Source organism: Streptomyces sp. NPDC030809 (assembly GCF_055572195.1).
This window is the reverse complement of record NZ_JBVIDV010000006.1, coordinates 290,773-316,114: the sequence shown is the minus strand read 5'-3', so window position 1 is coordinate 316,114 and position 25,342 is coordinate 290,773. Positions and strand designations below refer to the sequence as shown.

Below are 25,342 nucleotides of genomic sequence, written 5' to 3'. Positions count from 1 at the left end.
GGTGACGGCGGGTCGGGGAGTGCGACGGCGGTCAGGGGGCGTGGCGGCGGGCGCGGAGGGCCAGGCTCAGGGAGAGGACCGTTTCCGGGTCGTCCAGATCGGTGCCCAGCAGTTCGGCGATGCGGGCCAGCCGGTTGTAGAGGGTCTGCCGGTTCAGGTGGAGCTCCCGGGCCGTTTCGGCCTTGCGGCCCGCGTGGGCCAGGTAGGTCTCCAGCGTGGGCAGCAGGGCCGGCTTGGAGGTGGCGTCGTGGGTGCGCAGCGGGCCGATGGCCCGCTCCACGAACGCCGCCAGGTCCGGATGCTCCCGCAGCCGCCACAGCAGCAGGTCGATGTCCAGCCGGCGCGCGTCGTACCAGGGGCGCGCCGGCAGGCCGTGCGCCGCGGTCGCGGTCTCCGCCGCGTGCCGCAGCCCCGCGGAGGCCGCCGCCCAGCCGCCGGAGACCCCGACGACCACCACCGGCTGCCCGCTCCCCGCCCGGTCCAGCCCCGCCCGCTCCACCCCGGCCCGCAGCGCGGCCGAGACCCGGTCCGCGACCGCCGTGCGCTCCGACTCCGAGCGCAGCGCCAGCAGCAGCGGCACCCGCCCCTCGACCGGCCGCACACCGAGCAGCACCGGCACGCCCACCGCGCCCAGCTCCTCCAGCACCGCCCGGGCCAGCACCGCCCAGTTGCCCGAAGGGCCGAGGTCCGAGGCCAGCCGCATCACCACCGGCAGCAGCGGCCCGTCACCCGGGCGGAAGCCCAGCACCCGGGCCTGCGCCGGGGCGTCCTCCGCCGCGATCCGCCCCTCCGCCAGGTCGGTCAGGAAGTCCCCGCGGCCGCGTGCCGCCAGCTCCTCCTCCTGCCGCGCCTGCATCAGGACCACCGCCAGCACGCTCGCGGTCCGCTCGGCCGCGATCCGGTGCACCGGCAGCAGCGGCGCGGCCACCCCCAGCAGGACCAGGCGGGCCCGGACCGAACCGGTGCCGTGGCCCCCGCCCGGCACGTCCACCAGCACCGCGTTGGCCGGCGGCCCCTCCGCGCGGGCCTCGCGCTGCCCGCGCAGCCCCTCCCAGATCTGGAGCGGATCGGCGCCCACCTCGCCCGAGCCGCCGGCCGCCGCGTACAGGAGCTGTCCGTCGGGGGTCTCCAGGAACACCGGGTTGGCGGTGAAGTCGGCCAGGATCCGTAGGACTTGGGGGATGCCCCCGCCGCCGAGCAGGGCCTCCGTGCAGCGCCGGTGCACCTCCTCGGCCCGCTGGAGCAGCGCGTAGTGGCCGTTCACGATCTCGGTGTGGACCTCCTCCGTCACGGTGACGAAGGGGACTTCGCGGTGCAGCTGCACCAGCGGCAGCCCGGCGGCCCGGGCGGTCTCCACGAGGGTCGCCGGCAGCCGGCTGAACCGCGGGCCCAGCTCGACCACGAGGGCCGCGATGCCCCGGTCGGCCAGCCGCCGTACGAAGGCACGCTGTTCGGCCGGCCGGGTGCCCAGCCCCAGGCCGGTGGTCAGCAGCAGTTCCCCGCCCTTGAGCAGGGAGGCGATGTTGGGCACCTCGCCCGCGTGCACCCAGCGCACGGTCCGCCCCAGGCGGTCCGCCCCCGCCACCACCTCCGGAAGCCCGCTGCGCAGCCCCGGCAGCTCCAGTGCCCGCTGAACGGTGATGCCGCCGCCCTGATTGTCCATATCGCGGGACGGTACCGGCAGCCCGGTTCCAAGAACATCACCCGGGGGTTACGGACGGCGTCACGCCGCCTGTTCGCCCGACAACTCGTCGGCTTGAAAAGGCGATTATCAGACTCCGTGCCGATTGTGGCGTGCGTCACTCAGGCGGAGAGTGGCCGCCTTCCCATCCACGCGCAGCACGATCGGAACACCAAGGAAGAGGACGTCCATGTCCCAGAGTTCCACCGGTCAGGTCCAGCGTCTCAAGGCGAATTCGGTCGGCCTGACCGGGGTCGTCTTCATGGCGGTCGCCACCGCCGCCCCGATCACCGCCATGACCGGCAACCTCCCCATCGCCGTCGGCTTCGGCAACGGCACCGGAGCCCCCGCCGGATACCTCTTCGCCACCCTCGTCCTCACCGTCTTCGCGGTCGGCTACGTGGCCATGGCCAAGCGGATCACCGCGGCCGGCGCCTTCTACGGATACATCTCGCACGGCCTCGGCCGGATCGCCGGGATGGCCTCCGGCATGCTCGCCGTCCTCGCGTACATCGTCTTCGAGGCCTCGATCGTCGGCGTGTTCGCCTACTTCGCCAAGACCACCGTGCACGACCAGCTCGGCGTGGACGTGCACTGGGTCGTCTACGCGGCCGCCATGCTCGCCGTCACCGCCGTCCTCGCGCACTTCGACATCAACCTCACCGCCAAGGCCCTCGGCGTGATGCTCGTCGCCGAGATCGCCGTCCTCTTCGCCGTCGCCACCGCGGTCCTCGTCGCCGGCGGCGGCCCCGACGGCATCCCCCTGGAGCCCGTCAACCCCAAGAACGCCTTCACCGGCGCCTCCGCCGGACTCGGCCTCTTCTTCGCCTTCTGGTCCTGGGTCGGCTTCGAGTCCACCGCCATGTACGGGGAGGAGTCCCGCGACCCCAAGCGGGTCATCCCCAAGGCCACGCTCATCTCCGTCGTCGGCGTGGGCCTCTTCTACATCTACGTCTCCTGGATGACCATCTCCGGCAACGGACTCGGCAAGTCGGTCGAGCTCTCCGCCTCCACCAGCCCCCTCGACCTCTTCTTCGCCCCCACCCACGCCTTCATCGGCGCGTGGGCCGTGGACGCCTTCCAGTGGCTGCTGCTCACCGGCTCCTTCGCCTGCGGCATGGCCTTCCACCAGTGCGCCGCCCGCTACCTCTACGCCATCGGCCGCGAGGGCTTCCTGCACCCCGCGCTCGGCCGCACCCACGCCCGGCACGGCTCCCCGTACGTGGCCTCCGTCGTGCAGACCGCCATCGCCGTCGCCCTCGTCGCCGGCTTCTGGCTCACCGGGCAGGACCCGTACATCCACCTCTACACCCTGCTCGCCATCCTCGGCACGATGGCCATCCTCATCGTGCAGACCCTCTGCTCCTTCGCCGTGATCGGCTACTTCCGCAAGAACCACCCCGAGGACCGGCACTGGTTCCGGACCCTGACCGCCCCGCTGCTCGGCGGCATCGGGATGACCGCCGTCGTCGTGCTCCTCGTCCTCAACATGGAGACCGCCGCCGGACTCGCCGCCGGCTCCCTCTTCTTCAAGCTCATCCCCTGGATCGTCGGCACCGTCTTCGCCGGCGGCCTCGGCCTCGGCCTGTACCTGAAGCACAAGGCCCCCGAGCGCTACGAGATCATCGGCCGGATCGTCCTGGAGGACGCCGCCGAGCGCACCGACGCTCCCGGCCCGAACGGCACCGACGAAGGCACCACGGACCTGTCCGCGTCACCCGCGAACGCCTGACCTCCGAGGAGTCCACCGCCATGGCCCGTACCCCCCTCATGCACCGGCTCCGGCAGCTGGCCGCCGAACACGCCGCCGCCCGCCGCCTCGGCCTGCCCCCGGCCGAAGTCCGCGGCCTCGGCCGCCGCGAGCTGCTCGCCCGCGCCGCCGCCCTCGGCCTGGGCACCGCGGTCGCCGCGGCCGCCCCGGCCGCCGCCCTCACCGCCCCGGCCCCCCTCCCCGGCACCGACGGGAAGAAGCCCGTCGGCAACCCCCGGATCGCCGTCGTCGGCGCCGGGATCTCCGGCCTCACCGCCGCCCTCACCCTCCAGGACGCGGGCCTGGCCTGCACCCTGTACGAGGCCAACCCCGCGCGCGTGGGCGGCCGGATGTGGACCCAGCGCGACCACTGGGCCAACGGGCAGACCTCCGAGATCGGCGGCGAGCTCATCGACACCAGCCACAAGAAGATCCTCGAACTCTGCCGCCGCTTCAACCTGCCCACCGAGGACTTCCTCGGCGGCGGGCCCAACGGGGCCGAGGAAGTCCTCTGGTTCGACGGCGGCTACTACCCGCGCGAGCAGGCCGACGAGGACTTCAACGCCGTCTACCAGCAGCTGCACCGGGACCTCCAGGACTCCGGCGAGGTCTCCTGGAACTCCACCACCCCCGCCGGCACCGCCCTCGACAACATGACGCTCCACGAGTGGATCGAGACGCGCGTCCCCGGCGGCCACGGCTCCCGCCTCGGGCAGTTCATCGACGTGGCCTACAACGTCGAGTACGGGGCCGACACCACCGCCCAGTCCGCCCTGGCCCTGGTCCTCCTGATGGGCTACCAGCCCAACCCCGGCAACTTCAACGTCTGGGGCCTGTCCAACGAGCGCTACCACATCACCGGCGGCAACGACCGGCTCCCGAACGCCATCGCCCAGGCCCTGACCCCCGGCACCCTCGTCATGGGCCGCGAACTGCTCGCCGTACGCGCCAACGCGGACGGCACCCAGACCCTCACCTTCAGCGACTCGGGAGCCACCCGCACCGCGGTCGCCGACCACACCGTCCTGTGCCTGCCCCTGCCCGTCCTCCAGCGCATCGACACCTCGCAGGCCGGCTTCGACCCCCTGATGAAGAACCTCCTGCGCGACGCCCGGATGGGCTACTGCACCAAGCTCAACATGCAGTTCACCGCCCGCCCCTGGCGCGGCACCGGCCCCTGGCCCGGGGTCTCGGCGGGCGACTGCTTCACCGACACCGACGTGCAGCAGACCTGGGACACCACCAAGATCCAGCCCGGCACCGGCGGCATCCTGCTCCAGTACGGCGGCGGCAGCCTGGCCGGCTCCCTCACCCCCGGCAGCCCCTTCGCCACCGAGTCCGACCCGTACGTGCGCAGCCTCGCCGGCCGGATGCTCACCGGCATCGACGCCTTCTTCCCCGGCACCAAGGCCGCATGGAACGGCCGCGCCCAGCTCTCCGCCTGGCACCGCAACCCGTACTCCCTGGGCGCCTACTCGTACTGGCCCACCGGCTACCTCCACCGGTACGCCAAGTACGAGGGCACCGCGCAGGCGCAGGGCCGCATCCACATCGGCGGGGAGCACTGCTCCTACGACTTCCAGGGGTTCATGGAAGGCGGCGCCACCGAGGGCGAGCGGGCCGCGAAGGAGGTGATCGCCGCCCTCGTGTGAGCGGGGCGGGGCGGGCCGCGCCGGCCGGGGTCAGACGGGCCTGATGTTGTGGTTGAAGCGGAAGACGTTGTCCGGGTCCCACTCCCGCTTCACCGCACCCAGCCGGCGCATGTTCTCCGCGCCCAGCCCCGCGACCACCCGGTCGGAACCCTCGTCGCCCGTGAAGTTGAGGTAGACCGCGCCGGTGCTCCACGGCTGGACCGCGGCGCGGACGTCCCGGACCCACCGGACCACCCGCTCGTCGTCCGCCGGGTCCTCCCAGATCCCGAACGGGTGCACCGCCCAGGGCGCGTCGCGGAAGGCCACCGGCCAGTCGGCCGGGCCCTCCGCGATCGCCCCGCCCTGCGGCCACACCACGTGCTGGGTGCCGGTGGGCACCGGCATGTCGTCGCCCAGCGCCGCGAAGACGTCCGCGAACGCGTCCGGCACCCCGGTCAGGTACTCGGCCGACCAGTAGTTCCGCAGGCCCGGCGGGTCGTCCAGCATGCACTGGAGCTCCGCGTACGGGACCGCCGTCACCACCTCCGCCTCGTGCGGAAGCCCCAGCAGCGGCTCGGCCAGCTTGCGCATCTCCTCCTCCGGCCCGGCGTACGTCAGCAGCGCGCCGGCCAGCCGCTGCCCGACCAGCGCCGGCGGAACGAACTCCTCCGGCGGGGCGGTCAGGTAGATGACCCCGCCCGAAGCCTCCCGGGGACCCGCCTCGATGAGGTCCCGGAAGGTGCGCACCACCTCGGGGCCCTGCTCGGGCCGGTACAGCAGAAGCGCGATCGACATCGCCGGCAGGTCGTGCAGCCGCAGGGTGAGGGAGGTGGCGATGCCGAAGTTCCCGCCCCCGCCGTGCAGCGCCCAGAACAGCTCCGGGTTCTCCTCCGCGGTGGCCTCGACCACCCGCCCGTCGGCCGTCACCAGCTCCGCGCCCAGCAGGTTGTCCACCGCGAGCCCGAAGACCCGGTCCAGCCAGCCCGTGCCCCCGCCCAGCACGTAGCCGCCCACCCCGGTGGTCGAGGCCCGGCCCCCGGTCGTGGCCAGCGCGTACGGCTCGCAGGCCCGGTCCAGGTGGCTCATGGTGGCCCCGCCGGCGACCCGGACCGCCTTCGCCGCCGGATGCACCGTCACCTCGTGCATCCGGCGCAGGTCCACGACCAGCCCGCCGTCGTTGAGCGACATCCCCGCCACGCTGTGGCCCCCGCCGCGCACCGCGACCTTGAGGTCCAGCTCGCGGGCGAAGCGGACCGCCGTCACCACGTCCTCGGTGCTCTCGCACTGCGCGATCACGGCCGGCCGCCGGTCGATCATGGCGTTGAAGACGGTGCGGGCCTCGTCGTAGCCCGGGTCGCCCGGGGCGAAGACGTCACCGGCCAGGTCCTCGCGGAGCGCGGCCAGCGCCGCGCCCGCCTTCGACAGGGGCGCCATGGCAGCCCCCTTCCTGGAGGGGCACAGGTCCCCTCCAGGCTAGTCAGCCCCCGTACGCCCCGCTCGCCGTGAGCCGCAGCGCGGTGTCGATCAGGGGGACGTGGCTGAACGCCTGGGGGAAGTTGCCCACCTGGCGCTGGAGCCGCGGGTCCCACTCCTCGGCCAGCAGCCCGAGGTCGTTGCGCAGCGACAGCAGCCGTTCGAACAGCCGGCGGGCCTCGTCCACCCGGCCGATCATCGCCAGGTCGTCGGCCATCCAGAACGAACACGCCAGGAACGCGCCCTCGTCGCCCTCCAGCCCGTCCACACCGGCCTCCTCGCCGGCCGTCGGATAGCGCAGGATGAACCCGTCCGGGGTGGACAGCTCGCGCTGGATCGCCTCGATCGTGCCGATGACCCGCTTGTCGTCGGGCGGCAGGAAGCCCATCTGCGGGATCAGCAGCAGGGAGGCGTCCAGCTCCTTCGAGCCGTAGGACTGGGTGAAGGTGTTGCGCTCCTTGTCGTAGCCCTTGTCGCAGACGTCCCGGTGGATCTCGTCGCGCAGCTCGCGCCACTCCTCCAGCGGACCGTCCGCGTCCCCGGACTCGATCAGCTTGATCGTCCGGTCCACCGCCACCCAGGCCATCACCTTCGAGTGCACGAAGTGCCGGCGCGGGCCGCGGACCTCCCAGATGCCCTCGTCGGGCTGGTTCCAGTGGGTCTCCAGGTAGCGGATCAGCTTGAGCTGGAGCAGCGAGGCGTAGTCGTTGCGGGCCAGGCCGGTCATGTGGGCCAGGTGCAGGGCCTCGGTGACCTCGCCGTACACGTCCAGCTGGAGCTGGTGGGCGGCCCCGTTGCCGACCCGGACGGGCTGGGAGTTCTCGTAGCCGGGCAGCCAGTCGAGCTCGGTCTCGCCGAGCTCGCGCTCGCCGGCGATCCCGTACATGATCTGGAGGTTCTCCGGGTCCCCGGCCACCGCCCGCAGCAGCCACTCCCGCCAGGCGCGGGCCTCCTCCCGGTAGCCCGTGCGCAGCAGCGAGGAGAGGGTGATCGCCGCGTCGCGCAGCCAGGTGTAGCGGTAGTCCCAGTTGCGGACCCCGCCGATCTCCTCGGGCAGGGAGGTGGTGGGGGCGGCGACGATGCCGCCGGTGGGGGCGTACGTCAGGGCCTTCAGCGTGATCAGGGAGCGGACCACGGCCTCCCGGTACGGCCCGTGGTACGTGCAGTGCTCGATCCAGTCCTGCCAGAACTCGGCGGTGGCCTCCAGGGCCCCCTCCGCGTCGGGCAGGGCCGGCGGCTCCTTGTGCGAGGGCTGCCAGCTGATCGTGAACGCGATCCGGTCGCCCGGCGCCACCGTGAAGTCGGCGTACGTGGTGAGGTCCTTGCCGTACGTCTGGGCGTCCGTGTCCAGCCAGATCGAGTCCGGCCCGGCCACCGCCACCGTACGGCCGTCCACGCGGTGCACCCAGGGCACGACCCGCCCGTAGCTGAACCGCATCCGCAGGGCCGAGCGCACCGGCACCCGGCCGCTGACCCCCTCGACGATCCGCATCAGCTGCGGGGCGTGCTGCTCGCGCGGCGGCATGAAGTCGGTCACCCGGACCGTGCCCCGCGGGGTGTCCCACTCGGACTCCAGGATGAGCGAGTCCCCGCGGTAGCGGCGGCGGTCGGCCCGCGGCGGCTCGCTCCCGGCCGGATGGGCCGGGCCGATCCGCCAGAACCCGTGCTCCTCCGTGCCGAGCAGGCCCGCGAAGACGGCCGGCGAATCGAAGCGCGGCAGACAGAGCCAGTCCGCCGATCCGTCCCGGCAGACCAGTGCTGCGGTCTGCATGTCGCCGATGAGTGCGTAATCCTCGATGCGCCCGGACACGTGCATATCTCCAGTCGAACGGCCACGTCCGCCCGGTACCGAACGCCGGGCGGTCTCTTCGCGGTCAGGGGTCGTTGACGAGTTCAAGCTTGCCGGAGCGGGCCGGGGTGGTGCCGTTGCCGGCCTGCTCGGCACGGGTATCCGAGCAGGATACGACGGCACCCTAGTGATCTCCCGGAGCCCGCGGTGAATACGGCTACTCCGAACGGGTGAGGGCCCGGGTGAGGGGATTGCGCCGCGTGGCCGGAAGCGGACCGCGCCGGTCGCTGATAGGCTGGTACCCCGTGGACCGGTGGTCTGCCTGTGCGAATCAGGGGCCCCGAAACCGCAGCTTCGGCGCCCCCGAAAACCCTCGCTGAACGATCAGCCGGGCCCGGGCGGAGGCCGGACGCACCTCACCTCGCGACCACGGGAGCCCCCTCTTGGCGATGCCGCCCAAATCCATGACGACCAAGCACATCTTCGTCACCGGAGGTGTCGCTTCCTCCCTCGGCAAGGGCCTGACGGCCTCCAGCCTGGGTGCGCTGCTGAAGGCGCGGGGTCTTCGGGTCACGATGCAGAAGCTCGACCCGTACCTCAACGTCGACCCGGGCACCATGAACCCGTTCCAGCACGGCGAGGTGTTCGTCACCAACGACGGCGCCGAGACCGACCTGGACATCGGCCACTACGAGCGCTTCCTCGACGTGGACCTCGACGGCTCGGCCAACGTCACCACCGGCCAGGTCTACTCGCAGGTCATCGCCAAGGAGCGGCGCGGCGAGTACCTCGGCGACACCGTGCAGGTCATCCCGCACATCACCAACGAGATCAAGCACCGCATCCGCCGCATGGCGACCGACGACGTCGACGTCGTCATCACCGAGGTCGGCGGCACGGTCGGCGACATCGAGTCCCTGCCGTTCCTGGAGACCGTCCGCCAGGTCCGCCACGAGGTCGGCCGCGACAACGTCTTCGTCGTGCACATCTCGCTGCTGCCCTACATCGGCCCCTCCGGCGAGCTGAAGACCAAGCCCACCCAGCACTCCGTCGCCGCCCTGCGCAACATCGGCATCCAGCCCGACGCCATCGTGCTGCGCGCCGACCGCGACGTCCCCACCTCCATCAAGCGCAAGATCTCGCTGATGTGCGACGTGGACGAGGCCGCGGTGGTCGCCGCCATCGACGCCAAGTCCATCTACGACATCCCGAAGGTGCTGCACACCGAGGGCCTGGACGCGTACGTCGTGCGCAAGCTCGACCTGCCGTTCCGCGACGTGGACTGGACCGTCTGGGAGGACCTGCTCGACCGGGTCCACAACCCCGACCACGAGGTCACCGTCGCCCTCGTCGGCAAGTACATCGACCTGCCCGACGCGTACCTGTCGGTCACCGAGGCGCTGCGCGCCGGCGGCTTCGCCAACAAGGCCCGCGTGAAGATCAAGTGGGTCACCTCCGACGACTGCAAGACGCCCGCGGGCGCCGCCAAGCAGCTCGGCGACGTGGACGCGATCTGCGTGCCCGGCGGCTTCGGCGACCGCGGCGTGAACGGCAAGGTCGGCGCGATCACCTACGCCCGCGAGAACAAGATCCCGCTGCTGGGCCTGTGCCTCGGCCTCCAGTGCGTGGTCATCGAGGCCGCGCGCAACCTGGCCGGCATCGAGGACGCCAACTCCACCGAGTTCGACGCCTCCACCGCGCACCCGGTCATCTCCACGATGGAGGAGCAGCTGGCCTTCGTCGAGGGCGCCGGCGACCTGGGCGGAACGATGCGCCTGGGCATGTACCCCGCCAAGCTGGCCGAGGGTTCCATCGTGCGCGAGGTGTACGACGGCAAGGAGTACGTCGAGGAGCGCCACCGCCACCGCTACGAGGTGAACAACGCGTACCGCGGCGAGCTGGAGAAGAAGGCCGGCCTGCTGTTCTCCGGCACCTCCCCGGACAACAAGCTGGTCGAGTACGTGGAGTACCCGCGCGAGGTGCACCCGTACCTGGTGGCCACCCAGGCCCACCCGGAGCTCCGCTCCCGCCCGACCAGGCCGCACCCGCTCTTCGCGGGTCTGGTGAAGGCCGCCGTGGAGCGCCAGCAGGGCAAGTGAGCGGACGCCGCTCGATAACGTAGGCAGCCGGGGTACGGATCCGTACCCCGGCTGCTGCGTTGTGGAAGGGTCGGTTCAGTGGAAATCAGGGACGTACCGGAGTCCTGGCGGGTCGTCGCGAGCGAAACCCCCTTCCGGGGCCGGAAGACCGCGGTGAGCTCGGACGACGTGGTCATGCCGGACGGCTCGGTGGCCCGCCGCGACTACCAGGTCCACCCCGGCTCGGTGTGCGTGCTCGCCCTGGACGAGGAGGGCCGGGTCCTGGTGCTGCGCCAGTACCGCCACCCCGTCCGTCACAAGCTCTGGGAGCTCCCCGCCGGGCTCCTCGACGTCCCCGGCGAGAACCCGCTGCACGCGGCCCAGCGGGAGCTGTACGAGGAGGCGCACGTCAAGGCGGGCGACTGGCGGGTCCTCACCGACCTGTACGCCACCCCCGGGGGCTCGGACGAGGCCATCCGGATCTTCCTCGCGCGGGATCTGGCGGAGGCGGAGGGGGAGCGGTTCGAGGTCTCCGAGGAGGAGGCGGACATGGTGGCGGCGCGGGTGCCGCTGGGGGAGCTGGTGCGGGGGGTGCTGGCCGGGGACCTCCACAACGTGGGGCTGGTGGCGGGGGTCCTGGCCCTCTCGGCGGTCCTCTCCGCCGATGCCCTCTCCACCCTCCGCCCCGCCGACGCCCCTTGGCCCGCCCGGCCGTACACCCCCTGACCCCCTCTCCTGCGGGTTCCCCCCCCGCGCATCCCGGCCGGCGCCGGGTACCGGGCTCTGCCCGGGCCCGCTCCTCAAGCGCCGGAGGGGCTGGTTTTCGCCTCGCGGTGTCCGGTTGCCCGGGGCGCAGTCCAGCCTCGCCGGCGTTTGAGGCGCCCGTGGGGGAATGCTGTGACGATCTGGTGATCCGATCGGGCGATTTGTCCGCCGCGCTCCCCACCGGCCGTCGCTCTGCGTGAACTACGCTCAAGGCTCCCGGAAGCAGTCGCCAGTGCCTCCGGGCAGGGAGAGGAGCGGTCCGTGACGGACGACGCCAACGGCCCGGCAGCCTTCTTCGGCCGCCGCAAGGAGCTCAAGGAGCTCCGCGAGGACATCGCACGCACCGGACTCGACACGCTCACCGGCCGCAAGGCCCCCCGGGCCCGCGTCCTGCTCGTAGCCGGCCGCCCCGGCTCCGGCCGCACCGCCCTGGCCGAGGAGTTCGTCCGCCGGATCGCGGACGAGTACCCGGACGGGGTGCTCAGGGCCCGCCTCACCGATCCCGCCGGCGAGCGCATCCCCACCGCCACCACCGCCCGCAGCCTGCTGGAGGCCCTCGGCCGGCCCACCCCGCCGGGCGCGGGCGAGGACGAGCTGACCTCCGCCCTGCGCACGGCCCTCGCCGGCCGCCGGGTGCTGATGCTCCTCGACGCCGCCGCCGACGCCCAGCAGGTGGACCCGCTGCTCGCCGACGACCCCGGCTGCCTGGCCGTGGTCACCGGCGCGGGCCCGCTCACCGGCATCCCCGACGTACGCCCGTGCACCCTCGGCGGCCTGGACAAGCAGGCCGCGCTCGAAATGCTCGTCCAGCGGGTCGGCGCCGTCCGCGTCACCGTCGACCCCCGGGCCGCCGAGGCCCTCGCCGAGGAGTGCGGCGGCCTGCCCGCGGCCCTCGCCCTCATCGGCGGCTGGCTGGCCGCCCACCCCGAGGCCGCCCTCGCGGACGTGGTCAAGCAGCTCTACGGCCTCAACGAGGGCAGCGCCGACGGCGGCCCGGTGAACCGATCCTTCCGGTTCGTCTGCGAGTCCCTGCCGCCCGCCGCGCAGCGCACCCTGCGCCTGCTCCTCCTGGCCCCCGCCGGGGAGGTGGACGCCCACACCGCCTCCGCCCTGGCCGGCTGCTCCGTCTCCGCAGCCCGCGCCACGCTGGAGGACTTCGCGGGCCTCGGCCTCCTGCGCCCCGCCTCCGACGGCCGGTACCTGCTGCCCGGCTGCCTCGTCCCCCTCCTCCGGGAGCAGCTGGAGGCCAAGGAGCGCCCGGCCGAGGTGCAGCTGGCCCGGGCCCGGATGCTGGAGCGGACCGTGCGGCTGCTGAAGTCCTGCCGGATGACCGCGGAGGAAGGGGCCGCCGAGCGGGACGCCCTCGGCCTGGCCCCGGAGCCCGCCGCCGCCCTGCCGCGCGCCCTGCGCTTCCCCGACCGGGCCGCCGCCGCGGCCTGGCTGGACACCCGGCTGCCCGCCCTCACCGCCGCCGCCTCCCTCGCCGTGGCCGACGGGGGGCTGGACACCCTGGCCCGCCGGCTGGTCGCGGCCCTGGTGCGGGCACTGGCGGCGCACCGGGGGACCGAGGCGGCCGCCCCCGAGCTGTACGGGCTGCACGGGCTGGTCCTGGACGTGGCCGAGCGGCACGGGCTGCACCGGGAGCGGGCCGCCGCCCTCCTGAACCTCGGCGACCTCGACGCGGAGACCGGCCGGACCGCCGAGGCCCTGGAGCGCTACCGGGCCGCGCTGGACGCCGGCCGGGCCGCCGGCGACCACTACGCGACCGGCCGCGCGATGGAATCCGTAGGAGGGGTGCACCAGGTGCTGGGGGACTGGCACCGGGCCGCCGACTGGTACGGGCGCGCCCTGTCCCAGTGCCTGACCCGCGGGGAGCGCGCGGACGAGGCCCGCCTGTACGGACGGCTCGGCTCGGTACACACGTACGCGGGACGCTACGGCGAGGCGCTGCGCAGCTGGCGGGCCGCCGCGGCAGGCTATCGGAAGCTCGCCGATGTCCCCTCCCATGCAAGGGCGTTGAGTGAGATGGCCCGCGTGCAGGAGTACGCCGGCCGGCCCGAGGAATCCCTCCACACCTGCCGGGCCGCCGTCGAGCTGGCACGCGCGGCGGGCGACCTGCGGCTGCAGGCCGCGCTCCAGCTGCGGCTGGCCGACACCCTCGACCGGCTCGGCGACCCGGCGGCAGCGCGGCTGCACCGCAGCACCGCCGACCGCCTGCTGCACGACGGCAGCGAGGAGCCTGTGGCCTGCGAAATCCGCAGTGGTTCGCACTGAGATATTTGGTTTGTAAGGCTAGACAGCTAGAAATCCTTCATTAGACTGGCTCCACCACGTCATCCCGTGGTGCATCCCGCTGCGCCCTGCTGCAATGGGTATGCATGGCATTGCCCCGTTTAATCCCCTGAGCCAAGGACCGTGATCGACGTGAAGGTCGGTATCCCCCGCGAGGTCAAGAACAACGAGTTCCGGGTGGCCATCACCCCCGCCGGCGTGCACGAGCTCGTCCGCAACGGCCACCAGGTCTTCGTCGAGCAGAACGCCGGCGTCGGCTCTTCGATCACGGACGCCGAGTACGTCGCCGCCGGTGCGGAGATCCTCGGCACCGCCGACGAGGTCTGGGCCACCGCCGACCTGCTGCTGAAGGTCAAGGAGCCCATCGCGGAGGAGTACCACCGCCTCCGCAAGGACCAGACCCTCTTCACCTACCTGCACCTGGCGGCCGACAAGGCGGGCACGGAGGCCCTCCTGGAGTCCGGCACCACCGCCATCGCGTACGAGACGGTCGAGCTCGCCAACCGCGCGCTGCCGCTGCTCGCCCCGATGTCCGAGGTCGCGGGCCGCCTCGCCCCGCAGGTCGGCGCCTACCACCTGATGCGCTCGGCCGGCGGCCGCGGCATCCTCCCCGGCGGCGTCCCGGGCACCCAGGCCGCGAAGGCCGTCGTCATCGGCGGCGGTGTCTCCGGCTGGAACGCCGCGCAGATCGCCATCGGCATGGGCTTCCACGTGACCCTGCTGGACCGCGACATCAACAAGCTCCGCGAGGCCGACAAGATCTTCGGCACGAAGATCCAGACGATCGTCTCCAACGCCTTCGAGCTGGAGAAGGCGGTCCTCGAGGCCGACCTCGTCATCGGCGCCGTGCTGATCCCGGGTGCGAAGGCCCCGAAGCTGGTCACCAACGAGCTCGTCTCCCGGATGAAGCCCGGAAGTGTCCTTGTCGACATTGCGATCGACCAGGGCGGCTGCTTCGAGGACTCCCGTCCGACCACCCACGCCGAGCCGACCTTCCAGGTGCACAACTCGGTCTTCTACTGCGTCGCCAACATGCCGGGCGCGGTTCCGAACACCTCCACCTACGCCCTCACGAACGCCACGCTGCCCTACATCGTGTCGCTCGCGAACAACGGCTGGGTCGAGGCCCTGCGCCGCGACCCGGCGCTGGCCCTGGGCCTCAACGTCCATGACGGCAAGGTCGTTTACGGTCCGGTGGCCGAGGCCCACGGCCTCGAGAGCGTCGAGCTGAGCACCCTGCTCGGCTGAGCCAGCCGCGGTACGTCAACGATTGACGTCAATCTCACGCATCCGGCCGGACCTTGCCCGCAAGGTCCGGCCGGACGCGTTTGCGGGCGTGTCCGGACCGGGCTCCAACTCGCCTCGAACGTAACCCTTTAACCGTTTCGCACACCCGTGAAACTTCGCAGCGGCAGCCCGCACGCCCTTGACAGAGTGGTGTTCGGTTGCCGACACATCGCGCCGCGTCCGGCCGATTGTGTTGCTGCGGACCGGTGACACGCCATAGAGTCGCCAACCGTCGGCATGGTGCCACGCTGACCTATCGATAAGTGTCCTGGTCACGTCCGAGGAGGTAAGACGACTTGTGAATGAGTCGACATTTGCTCCTGGGGGTGGTCAAGCAGCAATGCCTGCGCGGGGCCAGGGCCCTGCCGGGCTCGAAGCTGTCGGCTCCGTCGCGGTCCGCACCTTCGCAAACCACCAGCACATGACGACGCCCCAAAAGAGCATGGACGGCCTAGACGTGAACTCCATGGCCGGCGACCTGAGCGGCCGAGAGCCCACCGGTTTCGCCGACTACAACGAGGTGCCCGAGGGGCACTTCTACGACCCCGACGCCGAGTACGAGCCCGACCCCGAGTACGCGGCCACCCTCGCCCCCGACGCTGCCCGCCAGCGCCGCGAGCGGATCGGCCCGACCGGACGGCCGCTGCCGTACTTCCCGATCCCGGGTCCGCTGACCGACCACGGTCCGGCGAAGATCATCGCGATGTGCAACCAGAAGGGCGGCGTGGGCAAGACCACGTCGACCATCAACCTGGGCGCGGCGCTCGCCGAGTACGGACGGCGGGTGCTGCTCGTCGACTTCGACCCGCAGGGCGCCCTGTCGGTCGGCCTCGGCGTGAACCCGATGGAACTCGACCTGACGGTCTACAACCTGCTCATGGAGCGGGGCATGTCGGCCGACGAGGTGCTGCTCAAGACGGCGGTCCCCAACATGGACCTGCTGCCGAGCAACATCGACCTCTCCGCTGCCGAAGTGCAGTTGGTGAGCGAGGTCGCGCGCGAGTCGACGCTCCAGCGGGCCCTCAAGCCGCTGATGTCCGACTACGACTACATCGTGATCGACTGTCAGCCCTCGCTCGGCCTGCTGACCGTGAACGCCCTGACGGCCGCTCACAAGGTCATCGTGCCGCTGGAATGCGAGTTCTTCGCGCTCCGCGGAGTGGCCCTGCTGACCGAGACCATCGAGAAGGTCCAGGAGCGGCTGAACCCGGAGCTGGAGCTCGACGGCATCCTCGCCACGATGTACGACTCCCGTACCGTGCACAGCCGCGAGGTGCTGGCGCGCGTCGTCGAGGCCTTCGACGACCACGTCTACCACACGGTCATCGGCCGGACGGTCCGCTTCCCGGAGACCACGGTCGCCGGCGAGCCGATCACGACGTACGCCTCCAACTCCGTCGGCGCCGCCGCGTATCGCCAGCTCGCCAGGGAGGTGCTCGCCCGGTGTCACGCCGAGTGAGTCTGCCCGGAGCCGACGAACTGTTCCGCACCACCGGAGGAATGGCACTCCAGTCCTCCACCCCGCGGCGGTCCGGTCCCGAGGACCCCGGCGCGGCCGAGCACGCGGTGGCGGTGCCGGAGGGCGGCCCGGCCGCCGCAGGGCGCGTACGGGGCCCCGAGGAGCCGGACGGGGGCGCTGCGGCGGCCTCCGTGGCGGCGGCGGTCCCCCTGGTGGGCGGGCCGAGGCGGCCGCAGGAAGGTTCTGGCAGCGGCGGGGCGGCGGCTGCGGCGGCCTCCCCGGCGCCGGCCGCCGGCTCGCGCCGCGGCAAGGGGCGGGGCGCCAACCGCCGCCCCAGCGGGCGTGAGCGGCACGACGAGAAGATCACCGTGTACGTGTCCGCCGAGGAGCTGATGGACCTGGAGCACGCGCGCCTGGTCCTGCGCGGGGAGCACGGGCTCGCCGTCGACCGCGGGCGGATCGTCCGCGAGGCCGTGGCCGTGGTCCTGGCCGACCTGGAGTCGCGCGGCGAGGCGAGCATCCTGGTCCGCCGTCTGCGCGGCCGGTAGCCTGCCCGACTGACCGGGGTGCTCGGCGCCCCGCGCCCCTTGCACGCCGTACCTTGGACCGCGATGCCCCCGACCGATGAGCCTGCCCGGCCCGTCCGTGCCCTGCGCCGGGCGCTCGGCCGTGGACCGGGTGCGTCTCCGGCTGCCCCGGACCCGGACCCGGTGGAGGATCACGGGACCCTGCCCGCCGAGCCGGTCCCGGAGGCCGTCCCGGCCGTACCCGAGCCCGAGGCCGATGCGGGCCCCGTGCCCGAGCCGAACGGCTCCGGGGGCTCCGCCCCCGCACCCCCGCGCCTCCGCCGGCGAGGCTTGAATTCGCCCCCGGCGGATCCGGACGGCGCCGATGTTTCGGGCGGTGTGGAGGGCGAGGCCGGCGGGGGGTTCACCGTGCGGCTGGCGAACTTCGAGGGGCCGTTCGACCTGCTGTTGCAGCTCATCGCGCGGCACAAGCTCGACGTGACCGAGGTGGCCCTGCACCAGGTCACCGACGAGTTCATGGCGCACATCCGCGCCATGGGCGCCGACTGGGACCTCGACCAGACCACCGAGTTCCTGGTGGTCGCCGCCACCCTCCTCGACCTCAAGGCCGCCCGGCTGCTGCCCACCGCCGAGGTGGAGGACGAGGCCGACCTCGCCCTGCTGGAGGCCCGGGACCTGCTGTTCGCGCGGCTCCTGCAGTACCGCGCCTACAAGCAGATCGCCGACATCATCCAGGACCGCATGGCGGCCGAGGGCCGCCGGTACCCCCGTACCGTCGGCCTGGAGGCCCACCACGCCGAGCTGCTCCCCGAGGTGATCATCAGCATCGGCGCCGAGGGGTTCGCACGGCTGGCGGTCAAGGCCATGCAGCCCAAGGCCAAGCCGCAGGTGTACGTGGACCACATCCACGCCCCGCTGGTCAGCGTCCAGGAGCAGGCCCGGATCGTCGTACGGATGCTGCGCGCGGCCGCGGCCGCCGGCGGGGCCGGGGTGGCCTTCCGGGAGCTGGCCGCCGACGCGCCCGACACCCTGACCGTGGTGGCCCGCTTCCTGGCCCTGCTGGAGCTGTACCGGGAGCGGGCGGTCCGGCTGGACCAGGAGCAGGCCCTCGGGGAGCTCACGGTCCTCTGGACCGGCGGGGACGAGGGCGAGCCGCTCGTGACGGACGAGTTCGACCGGGCCGCGGAAGCCGGTCCGGAAGAAGCCGGGGAAACAGAGGAAGCAGCGGAAGGGGACGTACCGTGAGCGAGGTCGCGGAGCTGGAGCTGAAGCCCGCGCTGGAGGCCGTCCTCATGGTCGTGGACGAGCCGGCGACCGAGGAGCACCTCGCCAAGGTGCTGGAGCGGAGCCGGCGCGAGATCGCGGACGCCCTGCGCGAGCTGGCCGACGAGTACGCCGTACAGGGACGCGGCTTCGAGCTGCGGCCGGTGGCCGGCGGCTGGCGGTTCTACACCCGCCCCGCGTACGCGGCGGCCGTGGAGGCCTTCGTGCTCGACGGGCAGCAGGCCCGCCTGACCCAGGCGGCGCTGGAGACCCTGGCGGTGGTCGCCTACCGCCAGCCGGTGAGCCGTTCCCGGGTCTCCGCGGTCCGCGGGGTCAACTGCGACGGGGTCATGCGGACCCTCCTCCAGCGCGGTCTGGTGGAGGAGGCGGGGACGGAACCCGAAACAGGTGCGATCCTGTACAGGACGACGAACTACTTTCTGGAGCGGATGGGCCTGCGCGGCCTGGACGAGCTCCCGGAGCTCGCGCCCTTCCTCCCGGAGGCGGACGCGATCGAAGCCGAGACGCAGGAAGGTGTCCCGTCGTTCGACCCGGACGCACCGGACACTGACGTAGACGACAAGACGACGGACATTTGATGCGAAGCAGCGGCGGCAACAGGAACAGCGGCAAGAGCGGCGGGCGCGGTAACTTCCGCGGCGCCGGGAACTCGCGCGACGACCGGCAGGGCCAGGGCCAGGCCCGCCCGCGCCGTCCCCGCCCCGAGGAGCGCCGCTACGACGTCGGCCCCGAGGGCGAGCGCAGCGGCGGCGCCCGCGGCGCCGCGGCCCGCGGTGGCGCCAAGGGCGGCCCCAAGGCCCCCCAGGGCGGCCGTGGGGGCGCGCAGGGCGGCCGTGGCGGCCAGGGCGGCGGACGCGCCGGGCAGGCCCGCCCGCGCGAGTACGACGCGCGGATCGAGGAGCGCAACCGCGAGCGGTACGCGAACAAGCCGCAGATCAAGACCCCGAAGACCTTCCCCGGCGCCGAGCAGGAGGGCGAGCGCCTGCAGAAGGTGCTCGCCCGCGCCGGCATGGGCTCGCGCCGCGCCTGCGAGGAGCTCATCGAGCAGGCCCGGGTCGAGGTCAACGGCAAGATCGTGGTCGAGCAGGGCATGCGCGTGGACCCCGAGAAGGACGAGATCAAGGTGGACGGCCTGACCGTCGCCACCCAGTCGTACCTGTTCTTCGCGCTGAACAAGCCCGCCGGCGTGGTCTCCACCATGGAGGACCCGGACGGCCGCCAGTGCCTCGGCGACTACGTGACCAACCGCGAGACCCGCCTGTTCCACGTCGGCCGGCTCGACACGGAGACCGAGGGCATCATCCTGCTCACCAACCACGGCGAGCTGGCCCACCGCCTCACCCACCCGAAGTACGGCGTCACCAAGACCTACCTGGCCGCCATCACCGGCCCGCTGCCGCGCGAGGTGGGCAAGCGCCTGCAGTCCGGCATCCAGCTGGAGGACGGCTACGCCAAGGCCGACCACTTCCGGGTCGTCGACCAGGTCGGCAAGAACTACCTGGTCGAGGTGACCCTGCACGAGGGCCGCAAGCACATCGTGCGCCGGATGCTGGCCGAGGCCGGCTTCCCCGTCGAGAAGCTGGTGCGGACCGCCTTCGGCCCCATCGAGCTCGGCGACCAGAAGTCCGGCTGGCTGCGCCGCCTGACCAACACCGAGGTCGGCATGCTGATGAAGCAGGTCGGCCTGTAGTCGGCCCCCTGCCCGGCCGTACGCCCGTACGGCACCCCGAGATGCCTGCAGCGCCCCGGCGCCGCGGGCATCTCGCGTTTCCGGGCGGTTCCTCCCTTGTGGGCGCCCGCCTCCCGGGTTTATGGTCGGACTGACCATTAAAAGGGAGGGGGTGGTCCGGTGACCGGGCCCGAGTACGACCCGCACGCCTTCGAGCCGTTCGCCGTCACCGTCGACCTGGCCGTCTTCACCGTCCGGGCCGGTGCGCTGCACGCCCTCCTGATCCGGCGCGGCCAGGAGCCGTACGCCGGGGACTGGGCGCTGCCCGGCGGGTTCCTCCTGCCGCGGGAATCCGCCGAGGCCGCGGCGCGGCGGGAGCTGGCCGAGGAGACCGGGCTGCCGCCCGCGGTGGTCGCGGACCTGCACCTGGAGCAGCTGCGCACCTACAGCGAGCCGGACCGGGACCCGCGGATGCGGGTGGTGTCGGTGGCCTTCACCGCCCTCGTGCCCGGCCTGCCGGAACCCCGCGGCGGCGGGGACGCGGCGGACGCCCGGTGGCTGCCCGCGGGGGGCTCCGGCCCGCCCGTCCCGCTCGCCTTCGACCACGAACGGATCCTGGCGGACGCCCGCGACCGGGTCGGGGCCAAGCTCGAGTACACCTGCCTCGCCACCGCCTTCTGCCCGCCCGAGTTCACCCTCGGTGAGCTCCGGCAGGTCTACGAGACGGTCTGGGGCACCGCGCTCGACCCGCCCAACTTCCGCCGCAAGGTGCTCGCCACCCCCGGGTTCGTCGAGCCGGTCCCCGGCGGCGCCAGGCTCACCGGCGGCCGGGGCAAACCCGCCGCCCTCTACCGGCCCGGTCCGGCCCGCGCCCTGCACCCGCCCCTGCTCCGCCCCCGCCCGGAAGGAACCGCGTGATGACCCCTCGACCCAAGCGCGCCGCGACCGGCTCGCTCATCGGGCTGGCCCTCGGGGACGCCCTCGGCTTCCCCACCGAGTTCAACGACGTACCGTCCATCCTCGCCAAGTGCGGCCCGTGGCGGGAGATGGACCTGCCCCGCCCCGCGATCGTCACCGACGACACGCAGATGACCCTGGCCCTGGCCCGGGGACTGCGCACCGCCATGGAACGGGGCCCGCTCGGCCCGCTGCGGCTGGCCCGCCCGGTCCGGGAGGAGTTCGTCGACTGGTACCACTCCCCGGAGAACAACCGGGCCCCCGGGCGGACCTGCCTGACGGCCTGCGGGCTCCTCGACTCCGCCCGCCCCTGGCAGGAGGCCAGCCAGACCGGCTCCAAGGGCTGCGGGGCCAACATGCGCGTGGCCCCGCTGGGGCTCGTGCCCGGGCTGACGGAACAGGAGCGGGCCGGGGCGGCCCAGCTCCAGTCGGCACTGACCCACGGCCACCCCACCGCCCTGGCGGCCTCCGACCTGACCGCGCACGGCGTGCACCTGCTGGCCTCGGGCACCGAACCCACCGGACTCGTCGGCCGGCTCCGCTCGTACGCCCTCCGGCAGCGCACCACGTACCACGAGCACTGGCTCGGCGACCTGTGGCGGCACGCCCACGACCCCTCGCCGCAGTCCTTCGCCGCCCGCGGCTGGGACGACTGCCTGGACGCCCTGGACCGGCTCGCCAAGGCCCTGCGCACGCCCGCCCCGGAACTGGACCCGTGCCTGGCCACCGGGGAGGGCTGGATCGCGGAAGAGGCCCTGGCCACCGCCCTGCACTGCTTCCTCCTCTTCCCGGAGGAGCCGCTCCTCGCCCTCCGGCGGGCCGCCTGCACCGCGGGCGACTCCGACTCCATCGCCTGCCTGGCGGGGGCCTTCGCGGGCGCCCACCTCGGGGCGGCGGCCTGGCCGGAGGAGTGGGCGCAGCGCATCGAGTACCGCACCGAGCTCATCGCCTTCGGGGCGCTCTGGGACGCCGCCTGACGGGTGGCCGGACGGGGTCCGCGGCCTGCAGGCCGCGGCCTGCGGTCAGGGGCCCCGGTCACCCGGCCGAGGCGCGGCGGGTACGGATCAGGAAGTCCTCCACCCGTGCCCGGTCCGGCTCGGCGGGCAGGGGGCTGCGGGGGAGGGCGGCCGCGGCCTCCTCGGCCAGCCGGTTCATCCACGCCTCGACCTCGTCCCAGCCGGTCTCGCCGCGCTTCACGGCCAGCAGGCGGTCGCGCTCCGGACCGACGTCGACCGTCAGCTCCCCGGTGCGCAGCAGGTCCCGGCAGCTGGTCAGGAGGCGGAGCAGGTGCATGGCGTGCTTCCAGCGGGGCGCGCCGTGGTTGCGGACGTCCCCGGCCAGCTTGCGGCGCTGGCCGTCCGCGTAGCCGGTGAAGGTGGCGTGGGCCCGACGGGAGAGGAACGCGCCCCGGTGGGCGAGGAGTTCCTCGCCCACCGGGGTCAGCCGGGTCACCAGCGGGGAGTGCAGGCACTCCAGGATGTTCGGGTTGGCCCGCAGCGCCAGTTCGCAGAAGCGCTCCAGCTCCCAGGAGAACTGCTCGTCGAGCGGCCCCTCCACGTGCGCCGGCGGCTTCTCGAACCGCCAGTACAGCGGGGTGGGCGCCAGATAGACACCGCGCCGGTCGGTGTCGCTGTCCTCCGTCGCCAGGCCGAAGGCGCGCGAACCCATCACGCACGCGTAGACCGTGTGGTCGCGTACGAGGGCCACGCCGGACGGGTCGGCTCCGGACGGGTCGGCTCCGGACGCGTCGGCTCCGGGCGCGTCGGCGGAGTCGGAGGCGGTACCGGGTCCGGATGTCGGCTGCATGGGCCGAAGGCTACGCCAGGCGGATCTCCCCGTCGGTCACGGTGATCTTCTTCTCGGGCAGCGGGCGCGGTGCGGGCCCCGCGACCACCTTGGCGTCCGCGATCGCGTACTTGCTGCCGTGGCAGGGGCAGTCGATGGTGCCGTCCGCCACCTTGTTCACGAGGCAGCCCTGGTGGGTGCACACCGCCGAGAAGGCCTTGAACTCGCCCGCGGCGGGCTGGGTGACGACCACCTTCTTCGCCGTGATCACGGTGCCGCCGCCCACCGGCACGTCGGCCGCCTTCACCAGCGGCTCGGAACCCCCGGCCGCGGGCGGCGCGCTCTCGGTGACCTTGCCCGAGCCGGCGGTGGTGTCCTCGCCCCCGCCGGTGGTCTTCTCCTCGCCGCAGCCCGTGAGCGCGGCACCCGCGAGGCCGGCCGCACCGGCCGCCAGGACCGTGCGCCGCAGCGGAAGGTTGTCTGCCATGGTGTTCTCCTCGGTCGTACTCGGTGAACCCGACGGAACCCGACGGAACTCGCCGGAACCGGACGGAACTTCAGACGTGCGTAGCGGCAGCATCCTGGCGCCTCGCGGGCCGCTTGAGAAGCACGGGACCGGCGTGGCTCACGAGGCCGTCCACGGGACGAGCCCCTCGGCGGCCCCGCTGGCCCCGCGTACGACCTCCCAGACGCGGACCACGGCCGCCCGGTCCAGCGGACCGTGCACGTGCGGATATCGGGCCCCGTGCGGGCCCTCCCGGCGGACCTCCGAGGTCAGGGCGCGCTCGTCGATCTCCACCGCGAGCAGCGGGCCGGGCACCGCCCGGTAGTGCAGGTCCGCGATCTCCAGCACGGTCGGCCGGTCCGCCGAGCAGTGCACGAACCCTTCGGATTCCAGAGAGGGCGGGGCGTACGGGAGGTCCGGCGCGGCGGACCAGTCGGCCAGGGAGACGAGATGGAAGATCATGCGCTCGGTTCTACACCGGCCCGGCCCGGCCCGCCGCAGGGTGCCCCGATCGGCCCCGGCCGGTGGCGGCCCGCGGCGGACCGGGGGAGATTGGCCGTGTCGTGCAGCCGGGCACGGCCGGCCCAGTGCCCGGCGCCGGTGCCCGGCCCTCCCTTGCGAAAGGCACCACCATGGCCGGAAACGACCTCGGCTCCCTGCTCGGCGGCCTCCTCGGCGGCGGGCAGAGCGGCTCCCCGGGCGGCGGCGGGAACATCCTCGGCGCCCTGCTCTCCCACCTCATGAACGGCGGCGGGGGCGCAGGCGGCGGACCGGCGGGCGGCGCCGGGGCCGCGTCCGGGAACAACCCGCTCGGCGGGCTGCTCGACATGCTGACCAGGTCCGGACTGGCCGACCAGGCGCAGTCCTGGCTGGGCACGGGCGAGAACCAGCCGGTCACCGGGGCGCAGATCAAGGAGGCCCTGCCCGCGGACGCCCTCCAGCAGGTCGCCCGCGATGCGGGCGTCAGCCCCGAGGACGCCGCCGACCGGATCGCGCAGTCCCTGCCCGCCGCCGTCGACAGGCTCAGCCCCGCCGGACAGATCCCGAGCGGCTCGCTGGAGGACATCATCCGGCAGCAGTCCCTCTGACCCGGCCCGCCGGCCGACCCGGTCCGGCCGCTGTCCCGGCCGCCGACCCGACGTCCGTACGCCGGCGTGCCGGACGGGGACCCGGCGCCGGCGCGCCCGCGCGCGCCGGGTCCCCGCTCCCGCCGACCGCGCGCCGCACGCGGCTGGCTAATCTGATCAGGCACCCCTCCGCGGTACCGGCGGAGGACGCCGCCGACCAAGGAGTGCCCGTGAGAACCGCCGTCGTCATCGGAACCGGACTGATCGGCACCTCCGCGGCGCTCGCCCTCGCAGGACGGGGCATCACCGTCCACCTCGTCGACCGGGACCCCGTACAGGCCCACACGGCGTCCGCACTGGGCGCCGGCACCGACGAGGCCCCCGAGGGCACCGTGGACCTCGCCATCGTCGCCGTGCCCCCGGCGCACGTCGCCGCCACCCTGGCCGACGCCATCGGCCGCGGCACCGCCCGCGCGTACATCGACGTGGCCAGCGTCAAGGGCGGCCCGATGCGCGAGCTGGAATCCCTCGGCGTGGACCTCTCCGGCTACATCGGCACTCACCCCATGGCCGGCAAGGAGCGCTCGGGCCCGCTGGCCGCCAGCGCCGACCTGTTCGAAGGCCGCCCCTGGGTCCTCACCCCGACCAAGGACACCGACACCGAGGTCCTCAACCTCGCCCTCGAACTGATCGCGTACTGCCGCGCGGTGCCCGTGGTCATGGACGCGGACGCCCACGACCGCGCCGTGGCCCTGGTCTCCCACACCCCGCAGCTGGTCTCCTCGATGGTCGCGGCCCGCCTCGGCGACGCCGACGAGAGCGCCGTACGGCTGTGCGGCCAGGGCATCCGGGACGTCACCCGGATCGCCGCCTCGGACCCGCGGATGTGGCTGGACATCCTGTCCGCCAACCCCGGCCCCGTCGCCGACGTGCTCTCCGGCATCGCCGCCGACCTCGACGAGACGGTGCAGGCCCTGCGGGCCCTCCAGTCCGGCGACGAGGTCCGGCGCAAGGGCGGGGCCGACGGCATCGAGGACGTCCTGCGGCGCGGCAACGCCGGCCGGGTCCGCGTGCCCGGCAAGCACGGCGCCGCCCCCGCCGTGTACGAGACCGTGGCCGTGCTCATCAGCGACCGGCCGGGTGAGCTCGCCCGGATCTTCGCCGACGCCGGCCAGGCCGGGGTGAACATCGAGGACGTCCGCATCGAGCACGCCACCGGGCAGCAGGCGGGCCTGGTCCAGCTCATGGTCGAGCCGAAGGCCGTGCCGGTCCTGACCGCCGAGCTGCGGGACCGCGGCTGGGCGCTGCGCCCGCAGTAGGCCCGGTAACCTAGAAGAGGGGCG

The 25,342-nt window shown here is 73.2% G+C and carries 21 protein-coding genes; 15 read left to right on the top strand and 6 right to left on the bottom strand.

Annotated features, from left to right (window positions below):
* Positions 1–31 precede the first annotated feature (31 nt).
* On the bottom strand, positions 32–1,663 hold the full coding sequence (locus tag ACZ407_RS11520) for a PucR family transcriptional regulator (RefSeq protein ID WP_468127556.1): 1,632 nt from the start codon (positions 1,661–1,663) through the stop codon (positions 32–34).
* A gap of 208 nt (positions 1,664–1,871) precedes the next feature.
* Between ACZ407_RS11520 and ACZ407_RS11515 the strand changes: the two genes are divergently transcribed.
* Positions 1,872–3,413 (top strand): APC family permease, encoded by a 1,542-nt coding sequence (locus tag ACZ407_RS11515; protein WP_468127554.1) that lies wholly within the window; start codon positions 1,872–1,874, stop codon positions 3,411–3,413.
* 20 nt (positions 3,414–3,433) lie between these two features.
* The gene (locus tag ACZ407_RS11510) at positions 3,434–5,083 is read left to right on the top strand and encodes a flavin monoamine oxidase family protein (RefSeq protein WP_468127552.1); all 1,650 of its coding nucleotides are present in this window, start codon (positions 3,434–3,436) and stop codon (positions 5,081–5,083) included.
* Between the two features lie 30 nt (positions 5,084–5,113).
* Here the strand turns inward: ACZ407_RS11510 and ACZ407_RS11505 are convergent, their stop codons facing one another.
* Entirely contained in the window at positions 5,114–6,496 is a 1,383-nt protein-coding gene (locus ACZ407_RS11505; RefSeq protein ID WP_468127550.1) for an FAD-binding oxidoreductase, read from the bottom strand.
* 43 nt (positions 6,497–6,539) lie between these two features.
* Positions 6,540–8,351 carry a glycoside hydrolase family 15 protein gene (locus tag ACZ407_RS11500; protein WP_468127549.1) on the bottom strand — a complete coding sequence of 604 codons (1,812 nt, stop codon included), beginning with the start codon at positions 8,349–8,351 and terminating at the stop codon, positions 6,540–6,542.
* Between the two features lie 422 nt (positions 8,352–8,773).
* Between ACZ407_RS11500 and ACZ407_RS11495 the strand changes: the two genes are divergently transcribed.
* The 11 genes from ACZ407_RS11495 to ACZ407_RS11445 all read left to right on the top strand — a co-directional run bounded on the left by ACZ407_RS11495 (position 8,774) and on the right by ACZ407_RS11445 (position 21,619).
* Positions 8,774–10,423: a CTP synthase gene (locus ACZ407_RS11495; RefSeq protein WP_468127548.1), complete on the top strand. Its 1,650-nt coding sequence runs from the start codon at positions 8,774–8,776 to the stop codon at positions 10,421–10,423.
* Positions 10,424–10,501: 78 nt separating this feature from the next.
* A complete protein-coding gene (locus ACZ407_RS11490) occupies positions 10,502–11,128 on the top strand; it encodes an NUDIX domain-containing protein (protein ID WP_468127546.1) in 627 nt (208 codons plus the stop codon).
* Positions 11,129–11,428: 300 nt separating this feature from the next.
* Positions 11,429–13,441, top strand: a complete 2,013-nt coding sequence (locus tag ACZ407_RS11485) for a tetratricopeptide repeat protein (protein WP_468127545.1) — start codon at positions 11,429–11,431, stop codon at positions 13,439–13,441.
* A 150-nt stretch (positions 13,442–13,591) separates the two neighbouring features.
* Positions 13,592–14,707, top strand: a complete 1,116-nt coding sequence (gene ald / locus ACZ407_RS11480) for an alanine dehydrogenase (protein ID WP_468127544.1) — start codon at positions 13,592–13,594, stop codon at positions 14,705–14,707.
* A 379-nt stretch (positions 14,708–15,086) separates the two neighbouring features.
* Positions 15,087–16,205, top strand: coding sequence for a ParA family protein (locus tag ACZ407_RS11475; RefSeq protein ID WP_468127542.1), 1,119 nt, complete (start codon positions 15,087–15,089; stop codon positions 16,203–16,205).
* Between the two features lie 41 nt (positions 16,206–16,246).
* Positions 16,247–16,753, top strand: coding sequence for a hypothetical protein (locus ACZ407_RS11470; protein WP_468127541.1), 507 nt, complete (start codon positions 16,247–16,249; stop codon positions 16,751–16,753).
* A gap of 63 nt (positions 16,754–16,816) precedes the next feature.
* Positions 16,817–17,977 carry a segregation and condensation protein A gene (locus tag ACZ407_RS11465; RefSeq protein WP_468127539.1) on the top strand — a complete coding sequence of 387 codons (1,161 nt, stop codon included), beginning with the start codon at positions 16,817–16,819 and terminating at the stop codon, positions 17,975–17,977.
* A gap of 47 nt (positions 17,978–18,024) precedes the next feature.
* Positions 18,025–18,594: an SMC-Scp complex subunit ScpB gene (gene scpB / locus ACZ407_RS11460; protein WP_468127598.1), complete on the top strand. Its 570-nt coding sequence runs from the start codon at positions 18,025–18,027 to the stop codon at positions 18,592–18,594.
* Entirely contained in the window at positions 18,594–19,706 is a 1,113-nt protein-coding gene (locus ACZ407_RS11455; protein WP_468127537.1) for a pseudouridine synthase, read from the top strand. Before scpB ends, ACZ407_RS11455 begins: the two co-directional genes overlap by 1 nt.
* 159 nt (positions 19,707–19,865) lie before the next feature.
* Positions 19,866–20,603 carry an NUDIX hydrolase gene (locus ACZ407_RS11450; protein WP_468127535.1) on the top strand — a complete coding sequence of 246 codons (738 nt, stop codon included), beginning with the start codon at positions 19,866–19,868 and terminating at the stop codon, positions 20,601–20,603.
* Complete coding sequence (locus ACZ407_RS11445) at positions 20,603–21,619, top strand: ADP-ribosylglycohydrolase family protein (RefSeq protein ID WP_468127534.1); 1,017 nt, start codon at positions 20,603–20,605, stop codon at positions 21,617–21,619. Before ACZ407_RS11450 ends, ACZ407_RS11445 begins: the two co-directional genes overlap by 1 nt.
* Positions 21,620–21,677: 58 nt before the next feature.
* Here ACZ407_RS11445 and ACZ407_RS11440 read toward each other — a convergent pair whose 3' ends face one another.
* From ACZ407_RS11440 to ACZ407_RS11430, 3 genes are all read right to left on the bottom strand, one after another.
* A complete protein-coding gene (locus ACZ407_RS11440) occupies positions 21,678–22,448 on the bottom strand; it encodes a nucleotidyltransferase domain-containing protein (protein WP_468127533.1) in 771 nt (256 codons plus the stop codon).
* Between the two features lie 10 nt (positions 22,449–22,458).
* Entirely contained in the window at positions 22,459–22,914 is a 456-nt protein-coding gene (locus ACZ407_RS11435) for a QcrA and Rieske domain-containing protein (protein ID WP_468127531.1), read from the bottom strand.
* 138 nt (positions 22,915–23,052) lie between these two features.
* A complete protein-coding gene (locus tag ACZ407_RS11430; protein ID WP_468127529.1) occupies positions 23,053–23,394 on the bottom strand; it encodes a DUF952 domain-containing protein in 342 nt (113 codons plus the stop codon).
* Between the two features lie 170 nt (positions 23,395–23,564).
* Between ACZ407_RS11430 and ACZ407_RS11425 the strand changes: the two genes are divergently transcribed.
* Both ACZ407_RS11425 and ACZ407_RS11420 read left to right on the top strand, forming a co-directional pair.
* Positions 23,565–24,020, top strand: a complete 456-nt coding sequence (locus tag ACZ407_RS11425) for a YidB family protein (protein WP_468127527.1) — start codon at positions 23,565–23,567, stop codon at positions 24,018–24,020.
* Positions 24,021–24,229: 209 nt separating this feature from the next.
* Positions 24,230–25,318, top strand: coding sequence for a prephenate dehydrogenase (locus ACZ407_RS11420; RefSeq protein ID WP_468127526.1), 1,089 nt, complete (start codon positions 24,230–24,232; stop codon positions 25,316–25,318).
* The last annotated feature ends 24 nt before the right edge of the window (positions 25,319–25,342 follow it).